Annotated in this window: 14 protein-coding genes; 7 read left to right on the top strand and 7 right to left on the bottom strand. The window is 40.8% G+C overall.

The features are described 5' to 3' along the window. Nucleotides 1-242 precede the first annotated feature (242 nt). Together ABIN91_RS17730 and ABIN91_RS17725 are read right to left on the bottom strand one after the other, a co-directional pair. Complete coding sequence (locus tag ABIN91_RS17730) at nt 243-1,025, bottom strand: S1/P1 nuclease (protein ID WP_348052738.1); 783 nt, start codon at nt 1,023-1,025, stop codon at nt 243-245. 302 nt (nt 1,026-1,327) lie between these two features. Continuing rightward, on the bottom strand, nt 1,328-1,642 hold the full coding sequence (locus ABIN91_RS17725; protein WP_348052736.1) for a hypothetical protein: 315 nt from the start codon (nt 1,640-1,642) through the stop codon (nt 1,328-1,330). 125 nt (nt 1,643-1,767) lie between these two features. On the opposite strand from ABIN91_RS17725, the gene ABIN91_RS17720 reads away from it, so the two are divergent. Together ABIN91_RS17720 and ABIN91_RS17715 are read left to right on the top strand one after the other, a co-directional pair. Continuing rightward, a complete protein-coding gene (locus ABIN91_RS17720; protein ID WP_348052734.1) occupies nt 1,768-2,043 on the top strand; it encodes a hypothetical protein in 276 nt (91 codons plus the stop codon). 38 nt (nt 2,044-2,081) lie between these two features. Further along, nucleotides 2,082-3,974, top strand: a complete 1,893-nt coding sequence (locus ABIN91_RS17715) for an ATP-dependent DNA helicase RecQ (RefSeq protein WP_348052733.1) — start codon at nt 2,082-2,084, stop codon at nt 3,972-3,974. A gap of 605 nt (nt 3,975-4,579) precedes the next feature. On the opposite strand, the gene ABIN91_RS17710 is transcribed toward ABIN91_RS17715, so the two are convergent. Further along, nucleotides 4,580-5,704 (bottom strand): CofH family radical SAM protein, encoded by a 1,125-nt coding sequence (locus ABIN91_RS17710; protein ID WP_348052732.1) that lies wholly within the window; start codon nt 5,702-5,704, stop codon nt 4,580-4,582. A 195-nt stretch (nt 5,705-5,899) separates the two neighbouring features. Here ABIN91_RS17710 and ABIN91_RS17705 point away from each other — a divergent pair, with 195 nt between their 5' ends. Both ABIN91_RS17705 and ABIN91_RS17700 read left to right on the top strand, forming a co-directional pair. Beyond that, a complete protein-coding gene (locus ABIN91_RS17705; RefSeq protein ID WP_348052730.1) occupies nt 5,900-8,356 on the top strand; it encodes a sugar-binding domain-containing protein in 2,457 nt (818 codons plus the stop codon). A gap of 314 nt (nt 8,357-8,670) precedes the next feature. Beyond that, nucleotides 8,671-12,177 (top strand): two-component regulator propeller domain-containing protein, encoded by a 3,507-nt coding sequence (locus ABIN91_RS17700; protein WP_348052728.1) that lies wholly within the window; start codon nt 8,671-8,673, stop codon nt 12,175-12,177. Here the strand turns inward: ABIN91_RS17700 and ABIN91_RS17695 are convergent. The 3 genes from ABIN91_RS17695 to ABIN91_RS17685 are packed head-to-tail and all read right to left on the bottom strand — an operon-like array spanning nt 12,118 to nt 16,562. Next, nucleotides 12,118-12,711 (bottom strand): hypothetical protein, encoded by a 594-nt coding sequence (locus tag ABIN91_RS17695; RefSeq protein ID WP_348052726.1) that lies wholly within the window; start codon nt 12,709-12,711, stop codon nt 12,118-12,120. The two genes, ABIN91_RS17700 and ABIN91_RS17695, sit on opposite strands and share 60 nt — an antisense overlap. A gap of 9 nt (nt 12,712-12,720) precedes the next feature. Further along, nucleotides 12,721-14,940, bottom strand: coding sequence for a peptidase domain-containing ABC transporter (locus ABIN91_RS17690; RefSeq protein WP_348052724.1), 2,220 nt, complete (start codon nt 14,938-14,940; stop codon nt 12,721-12,723). A 32-nt stretch (nt 14,941-14,972) separates the two neighbouring features. Further along, a complete protein-coding gene (locus ABIN91_RS17685; protein WP_348052722.1) occupies nt 14,973-16,562 on the bottom strand; it encodes a hypothetical protein in 1,590 nt (529 codons plus the stop codon). A 247-nt stretch (nt 16,563-16,809) separates the two neighbouring features. Between ABIN91_RS17685 and ABIN91_RS17680 the strand changes: the two genes are divergently transcribed. From ABIN91_RS17680 to ABIN91_RS17670, 3 genes are all read left to right on the top strand, one after another. Continuing rightward, on the top strand, nt 16,810-18,408 hold the full coding sequence (locus tag ABIN91_RS17680) for a transglycosylase SLT domain-containing protein (protein ID WP_348052720.1): 1,599 nt from the start codon (nt 16,810-16,812) through the stop codon (nt 18,406-18,408). Nucleotides 18,409-18,418: 10 nt separating this feature from the next. Then, on the top strand, nt 18,419-19,210 hold the full coding sequence (locus ABIN91_RS17675) for a hypothetical protein (RefSeq protein WP_348052719.1): 792 nt from the start codon (nt 18,419-18,421) through the stop codon (nt 19,208-19,210). A gap of 156 nt (nt 19,211-19,366) precedes the next feature. Continuing rightward, entirely contained in the window at nt 19,367-20,275 is a 909-nt protein-coding gene (locus ABIN91_RS17670) for an IS1595 family transposase (protein ID WP_348052718.1), read from the top strand. 171 nt (nt 20,276-20,446) lie between these two features. Here the strand turns inward: ABIN91_RS17670 and ABIN91_RS17665 are convergent, their stop codons facing one another. Next, entirely contained in the window at nt 20,447-24,748 is a 4,302-nt protein-coding gene (locus ABIN91_RS17665) for a PKD domain-containing protein (RefSeq protein ID WP_348052716.1), read from the bottom strand.

Raw genomic sequence — 24,748 nt, 5'->3', positions numbered from 1 at the left:
GAAAGGCCACATCAAGGTATCAATGGAAAAAAACCTATCGAAATGACCACCCTAAACAACAAATAAAAATCCTGATTCTATTACCGAATTAATAAACCCTTACAATTGCGAGGTACGAAGCAATCGCACGGAGATAAAGCGGCTATCAGAGTAGTTTTGTATGGTTCGCGATTGCTTCGTACCTCGCAATGACATTTGACTATACAATTGTAGCAACCTGTATAAACTACCAGTATTCATTACTACTTATCAAACAACCCATTCAAAACCCCGGCTAACCTTATCCCGCCTTTTAAAATGCGGTTTTGCAAAACAGGCAAATGCTCATCATAATATTCCTTTTCAAATTTGGGGTTTTCGGCTGCCTCTTTGTACAAAATTTCGGCTATCTGGTAACTTTCCCAAAGCCATATCAGCAGGTTATCGCTTTGCCATTTTGTAATTTGCTCTGGTGTGGCGGTATCATAAGCAACAGCCATTTTTTGATAGCTTAAACCTTCCTGCTCAATCAGGCCGCTATCCCATAAACTATGCAGATTAGTGCCGTCGCCATTAAATGTGATCTGGATGTCGTTACCACCCTTATCTTCGGCATGGCTCACATGCATAGGTTGGTGAATATCGCCAATAACATGAACCAAAAACTTCAAAGCCGTAACCTTAGCTTGTTTTGATTTTTGTGGATCGGCAATATCCATCTCACATTTCTGGATGATCTTATAAGCATTATCAATAGGCAGGGCTTTTATAGCGGCAACAAACTGTTCAAAGTTTAAACCCGCGGGTAGGTTAACATAATGGTAGGCCCCGGTAAATTTATAATCAGGGTTACTGCGGATCTCATCGGCCCAGGTACTTACATCGGGTAGGGTTTCTTTGCCTAAAAGTTCTTTTATAGCCAATTGTGTTTTTGGTGTCAAATGATTTTCGGCAATTTTAGCTACTGTACGGTGCCCGGTTACTCCCCACGATATTAAAGCAATGGCGCAAAACAAGATCAGGACAATAAAAAGCGGTTTCTTCATAAACGATCAAAAATCTTTAGAGGGGGATAAAGTAAGAATTTTCACACCACATCTTCCATCTTACCTGATACATATTACATAAGAGAGGGGGGATAAAGTAAGAATTTTCACACCACATCTTCCATCTTAGCTGATACATCTTACATAAAAGAGGGGGTGATAAAGTAAGAATTTTCACACCACATCTTCCCTGTCTGCCGACAGGCAGGCATCTTACCTGATACATATTACATAAGAGAGGGGGGATAAAGTAAGAAAAATTTCAAGTCTTGATACCTGATACTCTCTACTTGATACTAATACTAAAACTTACTTCTGAAAAACTCCTCAACTTCGCGCATATTAGGGAAGTGGTATTTGTGGATGGCTTCGTTAATTTTAGCCTTACGCCTTTGGTAGTACCATGCCGCGCCGCCAATAGCTGCCGCTATCATGATGTTTTTCTCAAGCGTACTTGGTGGGTAAAAAGCGCTAATGTTAACATGGTAACCTGCAAACAAATGCTTAATGGGTACAAAAGCATCTATCACGTTCAAAATCAAAGCCACAACCAAAATATTCAGCAACAGGTGAACTGCTAAATAAAAAGTGTTGATGTATGGATTGGGTTTGTTCATGTTTCAATAACGTATTACTAAGATACTAATTATTTGAGTGATAAACAAAAATTAAACATTTTTTACAATATGGTGTTGGGGTTAAACGCTTACATTTACATCAAAACTAAAACCTGTAAACAAATATGTTATCTCAAGAAACCACCATCGGTATTTATCCAAACGGCGAGTTGAATGATGTTTTGATCGTTCCCGATGGGCACGAATTTCACCTGTTTTTAACTGGTACACACGGCAACCCATTAGCTGCAAGCACTACTGCCAACTTGGGCAGTATCGTTATCGTTAACAACAATTGGATTTACGAAGGCGACCAGCTTTCATCGCAATCGCAGCGCGAAATAGCCGACTATATTCTCAATTATCCCGATGAATATGACGATCAACCCTCAATAATATAAGTGCATTTCCTTACATTCGGGGTTCGCTATCACTATTGATGACCATACAAGAAATTCTGCAACATTACTGGAAACATGATAATTTTCGACCTTTACAGGAAGAGATCATCCAATCCGTATTGTTAGGTCGCGATACCTTGGCCCTGCTGCCCACAGGTGGTGGTAAATCCGTTTGCTTTCAGGTTCCGGCTTTGGCTAAAGAAGGGATCTGCATCGTCATATCCCCCTTGATCGCCTTAATGAAAGATCAGGTAGAAAACCTGCAGGCCAAAGGCATCGAAGCCATGTCTATCGTATCGGGCATGAGCAAGCGCGAGGTTGATCACGCTTTAGATAATTGCATCTACGGCAACGTCAAATTTCTGTACCTATCTCCCGAAAGGTTACTATCCGAACTGGTTCGCGAGCGCATCGGTTACATGAAGGTAAACCTGATAGCTGTAGACGAAGCGCATTGTATCTCCCAATGGGGATATGATTTCCGCCCGCCGTACCTTCACATTGCCGATCTGAGAGAAATTCATCCCGAAGTACCTATATTGGCCCTTACGGCGACCGCAACCGCCGATGTGCGCGAAGACATCCAGCAAAAGCTGCAATTTAAAGAGCCGAATGTTTTTACCAAAAGCTTTGAACGTAAAAATATCAGCTATGTAGTACAGCATCAGGAAAATAAGATGCAACGCCTGTTAGATGTAGTTAAAGGCGTAAAAGGCACCGGGATAGTGTACGTTCGCAGCCGGAAAGAAACTTTTGAGATTGCCCAGATACTCAACCAATATGGTTACAGCGCCGATTATTACCATGCGGGATTAGAGGCCGAACAACGCTCTAAAAAACAAGAGGCCTGGAAGAGTAATCAAACCCGTATAATAGTAGCCACTAACGCGTTCGGAATGGGTATAGATAAACCCGATGTCCGTTTCGTGATCCACAAAGACTTGCCCGAAAGCCTCGAAGCCTATTATCAGGAAGCCGGCAGGGCCGGGCGGGATGAGCAAAAGGCTTACGCGGTTTTGCTGTTCAACCATTCGGATAGGTTTAAGCTGGAGAAGAAATTCGAGCTAACCTTCCCTACGGTCGACGAGATCAAAAAAGTTTACCATAGCTTGGGCAACTATTTTCAGTTAGCTTACGGGGCAGGGGAGTACATCAGTTTCGATTTTGATATCGGCGATTTTTGCTCCAAATATAAGTTCGATGCCATCAAAACCATCAACAGCCTCAAGTTTTTAGAGCGCAACGATTACGTATCCTTTACCGAAAGCGTTTTTTTACCATCGCGCTTCCGTTTCCAGGTAATGAACGAAGAGCTATACCGTTTCCAGATAGAGAATGCCGCCTGGGATGGCTTTGTGAAAACCCTGCTACGTTCATACGCCGGCGCCTTCGAAAACTATGTGCACATCCGCGAGTTTGATCTGGCTAAGCGCATGAACATCAGCGTACAGCAAGTGATAGAAGGCCTGAATCAGCTACAGCAAATGGACTTGCTCAACTATCTCCCACAAACAGATAAGCCTCAGGTTACCTTTATTTTACCCCGCCAGGATATTAAAAATGTAATGATAGACAAGCGTTACATCGAGCAGCGCAAACAAATCTTCCGTCAAAAAATGGAAGCCGTTTTTCATTACGCCGAAGCCAAACGTTGCCGAAGCCAAATGCTGCTCACTTACTTTGACGAACCAAACGCCCGCAAATGCGGCGTGTGCGATGTATGTATAGAAGAAAAGCGGACTGAAAACGCGCACGACACCACCGACCGTATTACCGACGAAGTACTCCGCTGGCTAAGCCTCGATCCGCTTTCGCTGGATGACCTGGTAAACACCATAACAGCAGGTACCGAAAAGGAACGGATAGACATTATTCGCATGCTATTAGATGCCGGTAAAGTTAAAACAGACGGCGAAAAGTTTTATCTGTAAGAAGCCACCGAGCAAAAAGCGATGGCCTTGTGCGATTCCCCTCTTGAGAGGGGCGGAGGGGTGTGTCATTCTGCGCCATGGAATTATTCTAATCAGCCCTTCCAATCCATTTGGGGAAATCGCACCCCGGTTTACAGTATATATCTCTACATGATGCCTCATGCAAGTATTAATTTAACACTAATTAAAGCTTGTGGCGCATATTTAATTGTTGGCATGCCTATTGAATAACTATTCATGTCCTTCCTAATAAGGACTGTTTTTCATAGGTAGATGTAAAGGGTCGAAAACTGCGAGAGTTAACGACCCTTTTTTTATGCCATAAACTTTTTAAAGCTTATTTCCAACGAGCGCCGGGTGCCATCCAGAGCAACAGTCAAAGGACGGAGCGTCCAGGCCATCTACACCATATAAAAAGAAAAGCCATCAGTAAATGATAGCTTTTCTTTTTATACATACTTTGTCATTTCTCAGTCGTTCCCTGCCGGCCGGCAGACAGGGAACGACTGAGAAATCTTCTGCTCATGCACGTAGCGTATGCTCAATCAACTGCGTTAATCGCTCTTAAAGATTTCTCCTATCGTCGAAATGACAACAGAGCTATATCAATAATCAATAACCTGCTCTTCAATCTCCGCAGGTATCTCTCTCCATTCGTATTTCTGCGTACGCATCTGCGGCTCAAAACCCGCTTCGCGGATAGAATCCTGAATGCCCTTAGCCGTAAAACGGTGAGGAGCACCCGCGGCAGATACTACGTTCTCCTCTATCATGATCGAACCAAAATCATTGGCCCCGGCATGCAAACATATTTGCGCAACAGGTTTACCAACCGTTAACCACGATGCCTGTATATTTTTAATATTCGGCAGCATAATTCGGCTCAGCGCTATCATGCGGATATATTCGTCGCCGGTTACATTATTGGTGATGCCACGCACTTTTTTCAGCAGCGTACCATCATCCTGAAAAGGCCATGGTATAAAGGCCACAAAGCCATAATTTCCCTCAGGTTTTTCTGATTGTACTTCGCGGATCCAAACCAAATGCTCAAAGCGCTCTTCCAAAGTCTCCACATGCCCAAACATCATCGTTGCCGACGAGGGGAGGTTCAGTTGGTGAGCCGCGCGCATCACATCCAGCCACTCTTTACCACCACACTTTCCTTTAGATATCAACCTCCGAACCCTGTCGTTCAATATCTCGGCACCCGCGCCCGGTAACGAATCCAAACCCGATTCCTTCATCGCCTTCAGCACATCGTAATGGCTCATGCCCTCTAACTTAGCCACGTGCGCAATTTCCGGCGGGCCTAACGAGTGTAGTTTAAGCTTAGGATACAATTGTTTTAACTCACTAAACAAATCGGTATAAAACTTCAAACCCAAGTCCGGGTGATGGCCGCCCTGCAACAAAAGCTGGTCGCCGCCATATTTAAAAGTTTCCTCTATCTTACGTTTATAGGTTTCAATATCAGTAATATAGCTATCCTCGTGCCCCGGCCTGCGGAAAAAGTTGCAGAACTTACAATTGGCAATACAAACGTTAGTGGTGTTCACATTCCTGTCTATCTGCCAGGTAACTTTGCCATGTGGTACCTGTATCTTACGCAGTTCGTTAGCTACATACATTAACTCGGGCGTACTGGCATGTTCGTATAAAAACAGGCCTTCTTCCTTGGTTAAAAACTCAAAATTTAAAGCACGCTGTAATAGGTCGGCAGTATTCATACACAAATATACGCAATGCGCATTTTAAAAGGTATAAGTTGAAAGTCAAAAGTTAGCAGTTGTTACCGCAAGTTGTCATCATACATCAGCCTGCCCAATATTTGCGAACGCAATGCAACCGCGCAAAGCATCTCATGGAAACCACATTTAAAATAACCGGCGCAATAGTAAATAGTGGAGTTTTTAATTGTGTAAATGACATTTACTATTATATTTGTTTACCAATTAATACCGCTCATGCTAAAGCCTTCAAAAATAGTATCGATAGCCGTTTTACTTTTAACAGCCTGTATATTTAGTGCCCGTGCGCAGGTAAATAACCCACGTAAACAACTTTTTGATGATGGTTGGAAGTTCTTTTTAGGCGATGCTACAAATGCGGGGGCTAATAATTTTGACGATAAAAACTGGCGGATATTAGATTTGCCCCACGACTGGAGTATCGAAGGGAAAATTGATAAAACTAACCCCTCTGGCGGTGATGGTGGTTTCTTTCCTACGGGTACAGGCTGGTATCGTAAAACTTTCCTGGCCCCTGCTGCATGGAAAGGTAAGCTGGTATCTATTTATTTCGAAGGCGTTTACATGAATTCGGAGGTTTTCATTAATGGTAAATCGCTTGGCACGCAGCCTTATGGATATACTACTTTTACTTACGATTTGACTTCCTATCTTAATGAGAATAAAATAAATACGATAGCAGTAAGAGTAGATAATTCAAAGCAGAAAAATAGCCGCTGGTATAGCGGTTCCGGTATTTACCGTCATGTGTGGATGGTAGTTACCAGCCCGGTGCATGTAGCTAACTGGGGTACAGTAATTACCACACCAAGCGTTTCTGCCGCAAAAGCTACAGTTGAGGTAAAAACACTAATAAAAAATGAAACAAACATAACCCAAAGCGTTGTGCTTAAAACGGTGCTTATGGGTAATGCAAAAAGCGCAGGTAACTATCAGGCTAAAGTTACCTTACCAGCTAACAGCGAAAAAGAAATAATCCAAAATATAACCGTACTAAAACCCTCATTATGGACGCCCGAAAGGCCAATGCTTTACCAGGCAAGGGTGCAGATATTGAAAGGTAGTTCTGTTATAGATCATACTTCAACTGACTTTGGCATACGCTCAATCAAATTTACAACCGAAAATGGTTTTCAGCTCAACGGTATAACATTGAAGCTCAATGGGGGCTGCGTACATCACGATAATGGTTGCTTAGGAGCCGCCGCATTTGACCGCGCTGAAGAACGCAGGGTAGAAATATTGAAAGCGGCGGGTTTTAATGCCATTCGCACCTCGCACAATCCACCCTCCGAAGCATTTTTAGCTGCATGTGATAGATTGGGAATGTTGGTGATAGACGAGGCCTTTGACGGCTGGAGAACATCCAAAAACAAATATGATTATGCCACATATTTTAACGATTGGTGGCAGCGCGATTTAGAAACTATGGTATTGCGCGACCGGAACCATCCATCGATTATTATGTGGAGCATCGGTAACGAGATCATCGAACGAAAGAGCCCTGAAGCTGTAGAAACCGCCAAAATTCTGGCAAATTGTGTCCGTAAGATAGACCCCACCCGCCCGGTTACATCAGCCATGACCACCTGGGATAGAGATTGGGAGATATTTGATCCGTTGATGGCGGCCCATGATATAGCGGGGTATAATTATGAACTGCATCGTGCTGCCGCTGATCACGAACGGGTTCCGTCTCGTATTATCGTTCAAACAGAATCTTATCCTAAAGATGCTTTTGCTAACTGGAAACAGGTACAAAATAATAGCTATATACTGGGAGATTTTGTTTGGACCGCATTGGATTACCTGGGTGAATCGGGTATAGGGCGTTGGTATTATACGGGAGAATCTTCTGCGTTTCATGCCAGAACCGAATTGTTCCCTTATCACGGCGCCTATTGCGGTGATATCGATCTTATGGGCTGGCGAAAGCCTATATCACACTACCGTAGTATGTTATACGATAATAAAGAGAAACTTTATATGGCTGTGCGTGAACCGGAGAAAACGCCTGGAAGTATCCACGTAACCGGTTGGGCTGTATGGCCAACTTGGGAAAGCTGGACCTGGCCCGGCTTTGAAGGTCACGATGTACAGGTTGAAGTGTACTCTAAATACTCCACTGTCCGGCTTTACTTAAACAATAAACTGATAGGTGAGCAAGCCACAACCGAAGCAGAGGAGTTCAAGGCCACTTTTAGCGTTCCTTATACTGCAGGAGAAGTGCGTGCAGTTGGTGTAATTAATAATAAAGAGGTTGAAAACCGAGTTTTAAAAACTGCAGGCAGCGCCGCTAAAATAAAACTAATGGCAAACCGTGGTACGATCACCGCAAACGGGCAGGATCTATCTTATATTACCGTCGAAATAACAGATAACAATGGCATCGTACAGCCCAATTCCGAAAATAACTTACAATTCAGTATTGAAGGACCCGGCGTTATCGCCGGCGTTGATAATGCGAATCTAAAAGATCCCGACTCTTATTTAGCCACGGCCCGCAAAGCCTGGCATGGGCGGGTATTGGTAGTGATCAGAAGTACCAAAAAAACAGGCAATATCAAACTGAGAGTAGCTACACCAGGTTTAGCGGCCGAGGCCATCGTTATCAAATCGAAGATGAAGTAATGAATCTGAGCGGGGCTAAAATGAAATCAGCCACAATCATCAGGTCATAAAGATTGACCAGCCATGGAATGGCCCTTCTGCAAACAGGTTCAACGAATTACCTGCTTGATATGTTAGCAATGTTTGATATTGAGAAGAAGCGATAAAGCGCCATTTCAATAAATTCAACCGATTGCATTAATTGTTTTTTTTGCTACCTTTATTTTTCATTCTTTGTAACGGCTATGGCTGTTAACTGATCGGATATCTAATTTGGCCAACCAATTATAATCGTAATTTAAAGTATATAATGCTGCATTAATGTGAGGGGGCTTATGAAAATAATTTTTCAGGTTATGCTGTTATTTCTGTGCTTCAACGTATTGATGCAGCCAAGCCGGGCGCAATCACAAGTGCCCGCTAAAATCCAGCATTATTCAACAGAAGATGGCTTATCTCATGACAATATCACCACAATATTCAAGGATCGCGAAGGCTATATGTGGTTTGGCACCTGGTATGGATTGAACCGGTTCGATGGTAATCATTTTATTTCGTTCAAATCTATGGCGGGCGACTCTTCAAAAATCGGGAACAACCGGATCGATCATATCAGCGAAGATAACAATGGCCAATTGTGGTTAAAATTTTATGACGGCCAGATATATCGCTTTAATAAACGCAACGAACAATTACGCTCACTGGCGGTTATCCTGGGGCTGCGTGGCAAAGTATCGTTTGACCGGATATTATCTGCAAGTAACAACGAAGTATGGGTTAGTGTTTTTAACGGAGGAGTCATTTACGTTCCAGACATCAAAAATGCACCCACCACTTATTTTTGGTTCAAACAAGATGCCGAAGCTAAATTTCAGATCCCTTCCGACAAAGTAAATTGTTTTTTAAAAGATTCCGGCGGCGACATCTGGATAGGAACGGCAGCCGGCCTGGCCCTTTTTAGCCATCGGGGAACAGAAAAATATTACCAACTGGCCAGGCAATTTGATGTCAAAACTAAAATGCCGGTTACCGCAGCTATTCAAACCCATGATAAAATATTTTTTGCCACAGGTAAAGGAATGTTATGGTCCTATCAAAAAAGAAGAAAAGAGTTTACCGATTTTCGGGTAAGTAATGCCATATTGAATAGTTTGTTGGTCAGCAAAGATGAAAGCAAACTGTATGTAACCTCGGCCGCAGGCGAATTGGGGGTATTGAATCTGAAGGATATGTCCTTGAAAAAATATAATGACCCCGATAACTCGCCGTTATACAGTATGTTCGAAGATCGGCATGGCAGTATCTGGATTGAGCCTGATAAAAAGGGGGTTTTTAGGTTCAACAGAGATGGTGTTTTCGAAAACTATTCGCAAAAAAACGATTCAAAAAACATTAATGGGGGTAACCACTTTAAGGTATTTGAAGATAAAAACGGCATTGTATGGTGCGTACTCAGGGATGGCGGGTTCGGTTATTTTGATGAGCCAACCAATAATTTCAGGTACTTCCATAATGAACCGGGTGCAAAGGATCATGCTTTTTCCAATTTGGTTAACGTTGCTTTTTATGACCCCGCCGGGGTGATGTGGCTGCATACAGATGAGCACGGCCTGGAAAAAATAATTTTTCAACCGGGCGTTTTCGAACAATTTTTGGTAAAAGAATCCGCCCTTTTTCAGTCAGACAATGAAATCAGGAGTCTTTGTGTTGACCATTTGAACCGAATCTGGATCTGCGCCAAAGCGGGGCAAATATATTGGCTTCAGCAGGGTAAGCTCATGCCAGCCAGGTTCAGTAATCTGAATGGAAAATTGGGTGCGGTTTATACTATTAAAGAGGACCATCAAGGGAATATTTGGATGGGAACGAAAGCCAACGGTTTATTTGAAGCCATTCCTGAAGACCGGTCGCACAGTTCCTATCGGCTGGTTAATTTTTTGCATGACAAAAACAACCCGAACTCAATCAGTAGTAATCAAATTTATGCGATCAAGGAAGACAGCGAGGGCCGGATCTGGGTTGGGACATTTGATCAGGGATTGAACTTGCTGAGAGTGGATAAGCAAAAAACCTACTTTTCCAGAATAAACAAAGAACGGAACAATTATCCTCCCGATTTTGGAAAGATCAGGGCTATAGAAACGGACCAGAAAGGAAGAATATGGCTTGGAACGACCGAAGGCCTGATCGTGATGGATGAGGCCGGCGGCCGGTTTATTTTCCATGCATACAGCAAACGTGCCGGCGTTAAAGAAAGTCTTGGTAACAATGACATCCAATTCATACATCGCGATCACTCAGGCCACATGTGGCTCGCAACCTCAGGGGGCGGATTAGATATGGCAGAAGAGGACCCAAAAAGCGGAAATCTGCACTTTATTAATTATACAACCAGGCTGGGTTTGGCTAACGATTATATCCTTAGCTGTACGGAAGACAATGCCAATCAGCTTTGGGTAGCTACTAAAAGCAGTCTTTCCAGATTGAATCTTCTGACCAAAAAAATCAAAAATTTCTCATCTTACGATGGACTTTCACCTGCCGGATTTTCCGAAAGTACATGTGGAAATACACACGATGGCAAATTGGTTTTTGGTACAATCCGGGGGTATCTGATTTTTGATCCGAAGGCGGTTATGCCTCATCGGGTCAACGCAAATCTGGTGTTTACAGCTCTCCGTATTAATAATGTACAAATAGGAATTGCTGATAGTTCAGGCATTCTGCGTCAAGGTATCAATGATGTGCAAAGCATCACATTGCGGCATAATCAAAACGTTATCAGTATAGATTATTCATTACTGGATTATCGGTTCGACAGTCACTTACCTTTTATGTACCGGTTGAAAGGCTTTGATACCTATTGGCACGACAACAATAACCAATTGCGTGCTACCTACACCAATATTCCGGCTGGAAATTATGTTTTGGAGGTAAAATGCGGAGATCCGGATCGGTACAGCAATTTGCCATATAAAAGTTTAATATTAACCGTGCTACCGGCCCCCTGGCTATCCTGGTGGGCCTATCTGATTTATGCTTTCATTATATTTTCGATCGCGGTAGCTCTGTGGCGAAACATACTGACCGCGATGAAGCTTAAACATGAAATGGCCCTCGAACACCAGTTGACAGAATTAAAGCTGAATTTTTTCACAAACATATCGCATGAATTGCGGACGCCGCTGATGCTTATCTTAAACCCGATTTCACAATTGATAAAGCAAAACAAATCCGATCCAAGGCAACGGCAATACCTGGACATTGTGGATCGGAATGCCAACCGGATGGTCAGGTTTGTTAACCAGTTGCTTGAGTTCAGAAAGATCCAGCATGGGAAAACCCAACTTTCGGCCTCTCCATTTGAAGTGACCAGCTTTATCAAAGATATCAGCGCGCATTTCGATGATGTACGTAAAGAAAAGCGGATCGGCCTGATTTTAGAGGGTATGGAAGAAAGCTTTTGTATTTGCCTTGATCAGGACAAAATAGAAACCGTTGTGTACAATCTATTGAGCAATGCCTATAAATTTACGCCGGAAGGTAAGAGCATAACCATCAGCTTGTCCCGGAGTCCGGAGAAAAAGGAGGTCATCCTGGTTGTTACCGATCAGGGATACGGGGTACCTGAATCTGATCTGGAATACATTTTCGAACTCTATCACAGTGGCGAACAAACTTTGAACTCCGGTAAAGGAACCGGGATAGGTTTAGCGTTATCCAAAGAATTGGTAGAACTTCATGGGGGAACGATATCCGCTACCAACCACGCAAATGGCGGCTTAGCGGTAAAAGGTAACCTGCTGACGGCTCGTCAACATATTTTGGTTTTCCTGACTTAGCTCCATTCGCAGTTTACTAAATTGTGTTTGCACGAGCTGGTCGGTTTCATAGTAATGCAAATTATCCAAAGAGTTGATAAAGTAATAATATTTACCGGTAATGTCGCCCAACGTGAGGTTCGAGGTAAAAAGCTTCGTGTTTAAATGCGCCAGATCGGAAACATCAAACGCCCGCACCTGCTTCTTAAGTTTCATTACATCATTAAAATTGGCGGAATTTTGAATGTAAGCCAAATATTGGCCAGCTTTTACAGACTGCTGTGATTTAGATAACAATCTGATTTTGCCCGGGTAAGAGGCAATAAGCTTGATCGGCGATTGATTTGCGTTAACCGTTATTTCCCCGATGACTACGTCCGGATAACTAACTACCCAACCGAATGTCACCATCAGAAGTACAATGCTCAGTGCTAATATGCTGATCCAAAAGCCAAATTTAGTTGGTATCCTTTCAACGATGTTCTGTATCTCTTCGCTTCTTTGATTGTCGTTTTTGATATTATTTAATTGTATATATTCGTCTATCGTTTCCATGTTCGCTGTTTAATTTTGAGAAGGTCTTTCGATATTAATTGATGAGATCATTTCCGTTTGCGATTGTATTAACTGGAAATATCGGCCGCCTTTAGCCATCAGGCTCTCATGGTTACCGACTTCCACAATGAAACCCTCCTGCATCACCACGATCTGGTCTGCTTTTCTAATGGTACTCAGTCGATGGGCAACAACCACAACGGTCCTGTTTTGGAACACTTTTTCCAACGCATCAACAATTTTCCTTTCGTTTATCGTATCCAAAGCGTTTGTCGCTTCGTCGAAAAAAAGATAATCCGGATTTTTATATAGGGCCCTCGCTATTAAAAGGCGTTGTTTTTGACCACCACTCAAACCCCTTCCCATTTCGCCCATTGTCGTCTGATATCCTAAAGGCAACTTCTCGATTTCATTAGCTATATTGGCCGTTTCCACCGCATTTTTCAGTTTATCATAGTCGATATTTTCATCATCCAATACAATATTGTTTAGGATCATATCATTAAAAATTTTACCGTCTTGCATGACCGCACCACATACATCACGCCATTGTCTCAAACTTACGTTGCTAATGTTCATGTTGCCCAACATAATGTCGCCAAAGGAAGGCGTATACAAGCGTAGAATCAATTTTAACAAAGTCGATTTTCCGCTTCCACTATCTCCTACAAACGCGGTCAGTTTTCCCTCCGGTATAGTTAAATTAATGTTTTTTAACACAAGCGGAGAGCTCGGCGTGAACTTGAATGAAACGTTTTTAAGCGTTATTGATTTATTTGTGGGTAATGCTATGGTATTTGTTCCATAATCTTCTCCCTCATCTTTCATGCTGTGTATTTCATTTAACCGCAAAAAACTGATTTGCGCAACCTGCGCAGCAACAATGAATTGAATGAACTGCACTACCGGCCCGTTCAGCATCCCAATCATAAACTGGGTTGATATCATAACCCCAAACGTGATCTCACCCGCGACAACGGCTTTCGCACAATAGAAAGTGATACTTAAATTTTTCAGGCTGTCAATCAATTGCGCGCCCGTATTCTGCATGTCGTTAATAGATAATACGCGGTTGTTTACACGATAAATGCGTGACTGTATCTTTTCCCATTTCCATCGTTTCGGAACCTCATAGTTATTTATCTTGATGTCCTGCATGCTATTGACCGTTTCTACCCAGTAACTTTGGTTCTTTGCCGTCAGTTCGAAATACTCCCAGTCCAGCTTCTTCCTGATCTTTAAAAATGCAAATACCCACAGCACATACAAAATGCTGCCAATGATAAATATCTCGAATATAACGGTATTGAATATGGCCAGAATGGCACCAAAGATTACGAATGTTAATGTTGAAAATATCATACCGAGGCCATTGTTCATAATGAAACTTCTGATGCGCTCGTGATCATTCGCCCTTTGTAAAATGTCACCAACCATCTTGTTTTCGAAAAATGAGACCGGGAGTTTCATTAATTTGATTAAAAAATCGGAAATGATGGCGATATTTATCCTCGCAGTTACATGCAACAATATCCAGTTACGGACAATATTGGAAAACATGACACAGACAACTATGCAAATATTGCCGATGAGCACAATGTTGATAAATTTCACGTCCCTGGTTTGAATACCGACATCTATTACAGATTTGGTAATGAATGGCAACAGAGCTTGCAACAAAGTAGCAATCAGCATGACCAGTCCCAAGTTGATAAAACTCTTTTTGTAAGGCCGGAAATAGCCTAAAAAATTTTGTAGGGTCTTTAACCGTTCTATCCGTTCGCTTTCTTCACGTTGCTTGAAATCGGCCATCGGCTCAAGAACGAGCACCGTACCCGTTTCCTCATTGGCCTTATACCAATTTTTTACAAAATCTTCGTAGTTATAGGTAATCAGTCCTTTGGCTGGATCCGCGACATAAACCTTATTGTTCCTGAGTTTGTAGACGACGATAAAATGATTACTCTTCCAATGTAATATGCAGGGTAATAGGATTTTTTCACTCAAATCTGTGATCGAACAATTGATAGCTATCGATCTTATTCCAATATTTTCAGATGCATAACTTAAGTCCACAAGCGAAACTCCGTCTCTTGTTGTTCCGCACTTATCTCTTAAGTATTGCAGAGAATAAAATTTACCGTAATGCTTGGCTATCATTTTAAGACAAGCAGCGCCGCAATCTTTTTTATCTAGTTGTCTTTCTAAAGGAAATGGTCGTAAATTCATTATATTATTGGAGATGAAAAGACTGTATTGAATTAGGCGGTTTCTAGGATATCCACCTGAGATTCGATGAGTATGCGTTTAAATAAAAATGGCAAATATGCCTTTTTCTCATCTGGTATCAATAGTGTGCCTAGGGACAGGTCAAGTATATTTTTTAAAAGCGGCCATGAAGACGAGTCGTAGTTTTGCGTCAAAAAATATGGGTTTTCGAAAAAAAGCTTATGCTTATCCATTTCCGTAGTAATTACAGGTTTTAAAGGACGTAAAAACTCGAAGGTAAAATCAAGTTCAGCGTAAACCTTTTTTATTGCTATTTTCTGCCCTGTATATTGATTTGAAAATAAATCTTCCATTTCCTTTTTTGCTATGATAATTTGCTCAAAACCATAAACCTGTCCATTGTCATAGCTTTTCACTATCCAAGTGTTGTATAGATAATCTAGAAAATCCATAAATTCAACATTATTTGCAAAAAACACGGCATGTATATCCTTAAATAAGGATATGGCACCTATAAGGGTCAAGGATTGACTTGTAACATTTTTTACAACCCATGCACTGAGCTGAGATAGAAATATACTCGTTGGTTTAATTAGTTGTTCTGCGCCTAAAATCAAGCCCCAGTCTATATTAACCGGAAAAGCAAAGGTGATTTTTTCTTTAATTAACGTTCTAAGCTCGGTTATGTAGTATTTCAATGTTTCCCTGGAATGATCGTTTTTTGAATCAAAGAACACGGTTATATAGATACTATGATTTGAATCAAACGCATCTCCCATTGGTCTAGCTTCAAAAAAGGCTACCCTGATACATTTTTCAATTAAAATCTTAAAAATTGACTCGTATTTATTTTTAATAAACTGATGAGAATCTTTATGATTGTAAAATTGCATGACTAGGTAATCATTTTTTGAATTTAAAGCACCGAAATGACTTGAGTATCCGTTAGGATGACCGCCTATAAGCTTTACATATCGATCTACAAGTTTAATAAAAGGCTTTTTATCATAATTAGTATAAAATCCTTTATAAGTTTTCATAAGCTTATTAGCCAAATTTTCATTGGTCTTTTTTAATATCCTTATAGAGTGTTTTCCGGTAAAATCCCATATCTGATTTTGAGTATTATAAAGTGAAATAAAATTAGCCAACAAATCCGCAATAATGATACATGACTCATCGTTAGAAGCAGCCCCCTTTAGGTCAGACAGTCCTTCAATAACCTTTATTTTCTTTTTGTATTGGTCATATGGCGTTACTTTTTGCGGACCGTCCTTAAATAATTTATCACATCTTTCGATTATTGATTGTAAAAAGCCGTCTGTATCAATAATTGAAGTCGCTTTGGCAAAAGCGGCGAGGTATAATCCCCTGCGATTAATGTAATCCATCCAAAGGATCTCACTTATTTTGTCGAAAGGGAAATGAGCAACTTGCACCTTGTGTTTCCTAAAAGAAAAGGTCTCCGTAAAAAAATAATCACGGCTTTGGGTTAATATCCAAAGATCAATATCGGATTCACTGTTAAAATTATCATCGACCATACTACCAGTTAGACAGGCTCCGTAAGCATCAGGAAAATAAAGAGCAATAAAATCGTTAATTAACGTCTTAAGTTTCATGGGTAAATACTAATATATTAACAACTGTTTATAATAACAACGATCATACGTGCAACAAAAGTTATTTATCACAATGTTAGACAATTAATTATTTTTATCGATTATTTATACGGTTTAATCAATAATTAAATCGTATTATATCATATAAATATTAAGTTGATGAAAATAGAGCAAAAAAATTATTTTTACAATTTTTTTTGATATATCTATTTAATATGTATTTTCAACTTAAATAAACTTTATCATAATGAAAACATTTGACGACATTGTTCTGGATTTTCCTGAAATAAGCGAAAAAGCACAGCGGGCTGTTAAAGGGGGAGGAACCGATTATATCAATGGCATCCCCATTGATGACCCTTTTTTTATAAATACTATATATAGCAATCCGTCTGGTGGCACCAATCCAGATCCTTCCATTCTTGGAAATACACCTGTAATATATCTTCAGACAGGCGTAAGTATTCCCTATAAGCTTCCAGTCCCCCCAGATTATTCCGACTATATCCCGGATGACCCTGATGAAATGCCAAATTACATTTTTAACATGTTAATGGGTGGCCAGTATTCTTATGGCGGTGATCCTTTTGAAATGAACGGAGGCTTTGGAGGGGGCTTTAATTTTGGTAATCCTCCACCACCTAATCCATGGGGTCAATACGACCCACTCCTAGATATGGATCCAATTCACGGTAGTGCTTCAACTTTGCCTGGCGATTCGGTGTATGAACTGAATAATGCTGATCCTAATAATCCGTCATATATTTATCAAGGTCAGGATAATTCTCAATCAACTGGTTCATCTGATCCTTATTCAGATGTTTATGGTGTTGATCCTGCAATAAATGACCCTAATTATGTAGTTAATAATCCTTATTATTCGTACATTGATCCTGCACAAGATCCAACTTTAAGTGATTTATATGGGCAGGGCGCTTCTCACGGGTTAGGGACTAACGATGGGTCAGGGAACGGAGAACCGATATTATTCGATGCGAATGGAAATCCAATGGTGACAATTGATGGAGGAAATACATATATTAACAATGCAATATTAACACCTGTTACAAGCGGAACCACGGGTAGCGCTCCTGTTACAGGTCCTCCCCCTTTAACGAAACAAGATGCGCATGGAAATACATTATACAGCTGGGATAATGGTATTACCTATAGTCGGGGAATGGGTGAGGTGGAGATTACAGATTCTAGACCGCCTTTAGTTGCCCAAGATCAATACGGACATTATTGGTATAGTTATGATGGTGGTGGTATATGGAATAATCAGCCTCAAGTTGTTATTCACGGAAGCTCATCCAGCGCAGCACCTGCAGCTCCAATACCTAATACAACGGATACAAGCAAACTTATTTATGGTAATCGTGTATCAGAGGCTTTCAAGCAGAAATTATTACAAATAGCGAAAAACCTCAAGATTGATCCAAATTGGCTGATGGCTGCGATGATGTTTGAGTCTGGAATAGACCCTTCGAAAAAGAACCAATCAGGCTCAAGTGCTGTGGGCTTAATTCAGTTTACTGCCAGTACAGCTAGATCGTTAGGTACGACAACAGCAGCTCTTGCTAATATGACAGCGGAAGAACAATTGCCTTATGTAGCGAAATACTTAAGCAGTTGGAGTGGAAAGATTAACAATATTGAAGATTTATATATGACAATATTGTATCCGAAAGCTGTAGGCCAACCAAGTAATTATGTACTTTTCAGCAGTCCATCAACGGCATATAATCAGAACTCTGCCCTAGATCTGGATGGTAATCTTTCTGTTACTAAACAAGAAGCCGCGGCCAAAGTTGTAGCATTATATAATAAAGGTATGGGACATTAATATTCAAAAGATGGTTGGAAAAAAAATTAAACTTTTAGTATGTATTATAGTTTCATCATATTTTTGTTTTGCAAAATCCATTAACATACGTATAGCAGAAAATAATTCTGCTATACGTATAATGAAAAGTTTGTACTCAAGTTATGATAGCAAAAAAAAAGGTTCGGTCTGGATTTGTAATGATACTGCTATGCTACATCAATATAAAATTAATAACAAAATTGAATTCCTATCAAAAATTTTGTCATGTGACAGCTTATTACATGACGGAATAAAAACTTATTACTCTGTTATTTCTTCTGTGCCAAATGATGATGAATATCAATGTCATGAATGCGGTGCGATAGAAGAATTTGTGGTTTTTAATACAGAAAGGGATAACTTGAAACTTGTATATAAAAATCAATTTGCCAAATGGGGTAGTTGGGGCGGGGGGCCTATATTTAATGTTACAAAAGTTGGGGATAAATTTTTGTATTTATTCAAACCTGGAACTACATTTTCCGGCACTACTGTTGAAAATATCATGATTTACTCTTTTTATAACTCTCTGTTTAAAAAGTTATTATTTATAAAAGAGGCAGCTAAAGATAATGAAGGAGATTGTGACAAAAAAATTCCTGGTAGTTGTTATGGATATAATTATACAATTAATTTTGCTGACCCTAGTAAAGAGTATAGCGATATTATATTAAACACAAAAGGTACTGCAAAAAAATCAGGTAAAATAGTCAGTATGGCAAGTAGTAAGGTTTATCATTTTAATAATGGTCAGTATGGCTTGATTTATAATAAAAACTAATTTAAAGCGTGAAGGAAGAGGAATGTAATCGATTTTGTAGAATATTTGCCAAATTAAATTTATAGGATTATGTATTTAGTTCACAATGCATTTATTTAAAATTAAACAATTGATAATCAGGTTATTATTTGGTATATTTAAGCTAAATAACCTGTTATGTTTAGTGGAATAAGTATTAACGAATTTAGGGAAAAGTTTAAAACGGAGCAGGATTGCCTCCAATATATCTTAGATAAGAAGTTGTCTGGCGGGTATTCTTGCCCGAGGTGCCAAAGCGATCAATATGGCAAAGGCAGGGAATGGCATTACCTCCGCTGTAAGAAATGCGGTTATGACGCATCGACAACAGCCGGAACAATGTTCCATAAATGCAAATTAGGCCTACTGAAGGCATTTGAGATGGCTTTTCGTGTTTCTGTACGAAAGAAGGGGATGTCAAGTTGTGAGCTGGCCAAAGAATTTGATTGTCAGCAGCGGAGTGCCTGGCTTTGGAAAGCGAAAATACAGGAAGCGATGAAAAGTAGCGGCAGGCACACCTTATCGGGCGATGTGGAAGTTGATGAGTTTTTGGTAGGAGGATTTTCGGCTGGTGAGCCCGGCAGAACCCATGGTAGCAAGGATTTAGTTGTGTTGGCCATAGAAAAAGTAAGGGATAAGAAGGGTAAAGTCACCATTGGAAGAGCCTACTGCCGGGTGGTGGATGATGCCTCATCCGACAGTTTAAAAAAGATATTTGAGGAGCATATTGCTCCTCAGGCATCGGTAAAAACGGACGGATGGTGCGGATACTGGCCCTTGGGTAAGGATTGGAATATAACCAAGGAAAAAAGTAATAAAGGGGCAGGTTTTCCGATACTACATATTCATATCATGAATATCAAAGGTTGGTTAAGAGGGGTTCATCACAGATGTGAAACCCATCGATTACAAAAATATTTGGATGAATACCATTTCCGGTTTAATAGAAGAGGATTTTTGAACTCGATCTTTGACAAACTTATTACCAAAATGACCCAGGCTGAACCCGTAAGTTACAAAATGATTAAATGCGAACTAAATACATAATACTATAAATTTATATATAACTCTCAATAAAACAAAAAGGGTAAATTTCGAATTGAAATTTGCCCTTTTTCATATATCGAAGCGGCGTTTTCGACAAGTATTCAAATTAAATATCGCGTTGATCTCGTGATTTACTTATGATACGGACTCTTCTTCTTCAAACTTGCTATTTCATCGTATAATGGTCACAGATCCCGATAATATTTTAAGATTGTGTTTAGGATTTATGATATAATAGTAAGTACCAACAGGTAAATCTTGACCTTGATAACGTCCATTCCATGGTGTGTTGTACCCGATAGACGAAAACACGAGATTCCCATTTCGGTTAAACACTTGTACAATACAGTCTAAGTATTTATCTAGGTATTTTATGCTCCAAGTATCATTTATACCGTCACCGTTAGGCGTGAAAGTATTTGGTGGAAGGGGTGCATGTAAAATTTTAACTTCCACAGAATCCGAAGCAGGACAACTAATCCCACCAGTTATGGAGGTAGCCGTTAGTACATATTTTGTATCGCCTTTAGGACTTGCTTTAGGCGTTAGTATATTAGGGTTACTTAACCCAGTGGTTGGCTGCCACTGTATCTTTACATTTCCACTAGGGAAATTTTTAATGCTTCCCTGCAATATTGTTGATTCACCTGGTATCAACTCAATGTCGTTACCTGCTGTAACAACTGGAGTGGCTAATACATTAATTGATTGAGTAAGGGTGTCTGCACAACTGCCGGTAAAGTTATTGGTAACAACACATTTAATAATGTGCTGTCCCAAACTGGCCATAAGAGAGTTGAAAAGGTTGTTTTTTAGAGGTTTTATTTCTGTATCCAAGTAAAAGCTATAAGTAACATCTGTTCCCAGTTTACTTATGTACTGAAATAGATCTACGTTTCCTGCACTCTGACAAACATCAGGCAATGAACTGAAAGTACTTAAAGGAACCGGTAACAAAGTTACACTAAGCTCCTTAGGAGCCGAATAGCAAGTTTGACCCGAAAAAGCAATCATTCGGATGGTATATCTTTTTGATGCTGTGTGTTCGAGCGGATACTGGTGTGTGAAGACCTGTCCCGGTGAAGGTCGTTCATAGTGAACTTTAGTGGCCGGGTCATTAACCAAGTCATAATAAACATCAAGGCTCGTGATGTCCCCGTTATTGAAACCGGTCAAGACGGATTTATTCCTGATCAAAACCGCGTTAGTGCTACACACGGAACTATTGGGCAAATCGAAATCCGCGAGGGGGTACGAACCGTTGACAAAATATTGCTGCGTAGTATCGGAAGTACATCCGTCAGCGGTAACAACGGTTAATTTAGCATAATACAGTCCGGAATGGCTAACCGGATTGACAACTGTCATCCCACTAGCCCTGGCCACGGTTGTGGAACTGCCATCCCCAAATTCCCAGTTGTAGGATTTGGCCCTATTATCCGGTGTAGCGCTAAATACAGCTTGGCCATCATTTACACAGACATCGGGTATTGCAAAGCTAGCAACGGGCAGTGGGCCCACTTTGAAAGTTACTCCTGCGCTGTCAATGCAGCCAAGGTTTGTCATAACAATTAATTTGATGGTGTACAAACCCGGTACTGCATAAGTGTGAGTCGGGTTTTGCACGCTGGAACTTAAACCATCGCCAAAATCCCATTTCCAGATATTTATGATACCTTCGACAGCGATCGATGCGTCTCCAAATACAACATTATTCTTTTCACAAGTAGGCTGCGTATAAATGATCCTTGCTGTTGGCTTACGGCTGATATGAATGGTTTTTAAAGAACTCGTTGACGAACAGCCATTGTGACCCGTTAAGGTGAGGGTGACCTGATAGTCACCCGGCAGTTTAAACGCATGCTTAGGATTTTGCAGCGAAGAGGAATTTCCGTCGCCAAAATCCCAGTTCCAGGAGTTTATAACTTTATTGGAACTATCTGAGGTATCATTAAACGAAATCGAGTCGGCCGGGCACGCGCTTGCTGCGGAAGAAAAAGCCGCCTGGCCACTGACCATAAAATCTTTGGTTACACTAATCGAACAGCTATTGTTATAGGTCGTTATCAGATTAATATGATAAATGCCTGGTTTAATAAACTGATGCAGCGGGTTTTTTACTGATGAAGTGTTTGAATTAGCGGCGGTGGAATTTAAATCGTCAAAATTCCAAAGGTAGGTAAACAGCGTGCTCGAGCTGTCACTGATAGTGGACCGATCCTTAAACTGGACAAATGTATTGGCCAGGCAAACATCCGGCAATTCAAAAGAAGCAACGAACGAAGATTGAACTGTAATAATTTTGGTTACCAAGCCTGCAGAGCAACCTTTTCCATCAGTGACTTGGAGCTTGACCGTATAGTTACCCGCTTTAGGAAAAATATGGATAAAAGGCAAATTATCTGTTTTTACTTCTGGTCGGGATCCGTCTCCGTAATCCCATATCCATTGAACGATCTTATTTTCGGAAAACACCGACTTGTCTGAAAATAACGCGGACTGGTTTTGGCATGGGGGGATTGAATATTTAAAATCAGCTAAAGGTAAGGAACGAACATGTACCTTCTTTGTGTACGAAGATGTACAACCTGATGTGGAACTGATTGTCAGTTTAACAGTGTAATTACCCGGCACGAGGAATGTATAAACGGGATTTTGAACAGCGGATGTATCCCCATTGCCAAAATCCCATTTCCAGGATTGTATATTGATACCTGCATTGTGGCTTACATCGTAGAAGCCCAGAGTATCATTGGAGCAAACGGAATCTCTTGCTGCAAATAAAGTAACGGGGCTATCAAAAACATGAAAACTATCATCTATTTCTTCATTTGCCCCACATTGGGTAGAAATAGGACTAAGAACGGCGATTTTGATACCGTAAATACCCGCCTGGTAAGTTATAGATGACGGATAATCATAAACATACAAGGTTTGCCCGTTTTTTAAAATTGTATTTTTAAATGGCGGGCCAACTTGTGTCAACGGCGCGTTGCCGTTTCCAAGATCCCATGTTATCGTACTTGTTTGATAAGGCACAACAACTTCGGGAATAAGCGGAACACCGGCACATCCCGAAGTCACCGCTTGTTTCGTAGCACCGTTATAAAACTGGATATATTCGTTAATATTTCTGATATTCGTTCCGGCGGCGTAACCATAAGATTCCTGGTTGCCGAAACCATAAGCAATGGCATTAAAACCCTGGTCGGCAACAATGTTATGAGTTGCCCCGGTGGCCACGTTGATTTGCGCATATGAATAACCAGTGCTGCCGGATACCACAGAAAACTTTAACCCAGTGTTCACGCCATCGACCTTAAAGGAACCTACCGCGCCCGATGGGATGACCACATTGATAAAACTGTTCGTGATCAAATATTCATTGGCGGAATACAAAGTCACCCGGTCGACCGTTTGTTCCAAAGGAGTAAGAAAGATCATTTCCGGATCGCCAATATCTTTGATGTTAAACGAACCATCAATATTATTACCTTGGCTGACCGCGTATTGTACCACTTGTATCGGTTTATCACACGAAACTGTGTTTACTGACTGACTCGTAAATTCATAATAGAAATTATTCACGAACTGGGACGGATCGATGGCCTTTCCATTGATGACGAGATTGCTGCTTGGATCACTTAATACCACACGGAACACATCGTAATTCCTGGTTTTGAGCGGTATGGTGATGTAACTCCGCCCCCACGACGCTGTGGGATAAACCTGTTGAAATAAATTATCCGAAGTAATATTCGGCGTACCAATCAGAATTTTACTGCTACCAGAAAAGACCGCGATTTTTTTGCAATTAGTGCCTGAATTTCCTATCGAAACGATATGTGTACCGGTTAGATCTGTATTGGATAAACCTTGGTATATTTGCCCCTTATTCAGGGTAATGGTAAATGGCCGGTTAGCCACAGAGCCGTCGATGAGAGCTGCTGTGGGGGTAATCGTGATGAGAGTATTATCTTCCGGTGCCACGATCATGAAAGTCGAGTATGCCGGCCCTGTATTTGATTTCTGAGTAAAGTTGAGTGAGTAATAATCATTGGTCAGTGTATTAACAGGTAGCAGTAGTGTTGCACCTGAGACATTATTTGCAAAAATATGGGCATAAACAGCTATCGGGTTGCTACTTGTGATGTGAATGCCCTTATTAACGATGCCGTTGGTGTTGGCTAAAAATGCGCTGGAGGGTATTGTAAATTTTGTGATGACATTGGGGTTCACTGTGAAATTCCTGATAAAGCTGCCGTCGGCTATCGCGACAGTACCGGTCGTAGTCACGTCAGAGGCAATATACAATATCATTTGGGAACCATTGACACCGGAATTGCCATTGATATGATCCATATATCCGGTCCAGAATTCGGTGCCAATATTGGTTTGTGCTTTTACAATATCTGTACAGGCAAATAGGAAAAAAATTAGATAAAAAACCCTTGCTTTTGTTTTCCGTGCCAT

Source organism: Mucilaginibacter sp. (genome assembly GCF_039921305.1).
Taxonomy (GTDB): domain Bacteria; phylum Bacteroidota; class Bacteroidia; order Sphingobacteriales; family Sphingobacteriaceae; genus Mucilaginibacter.
This window is presented reverse-complemented; position numbering and strand designations above follow the sequence as displayed.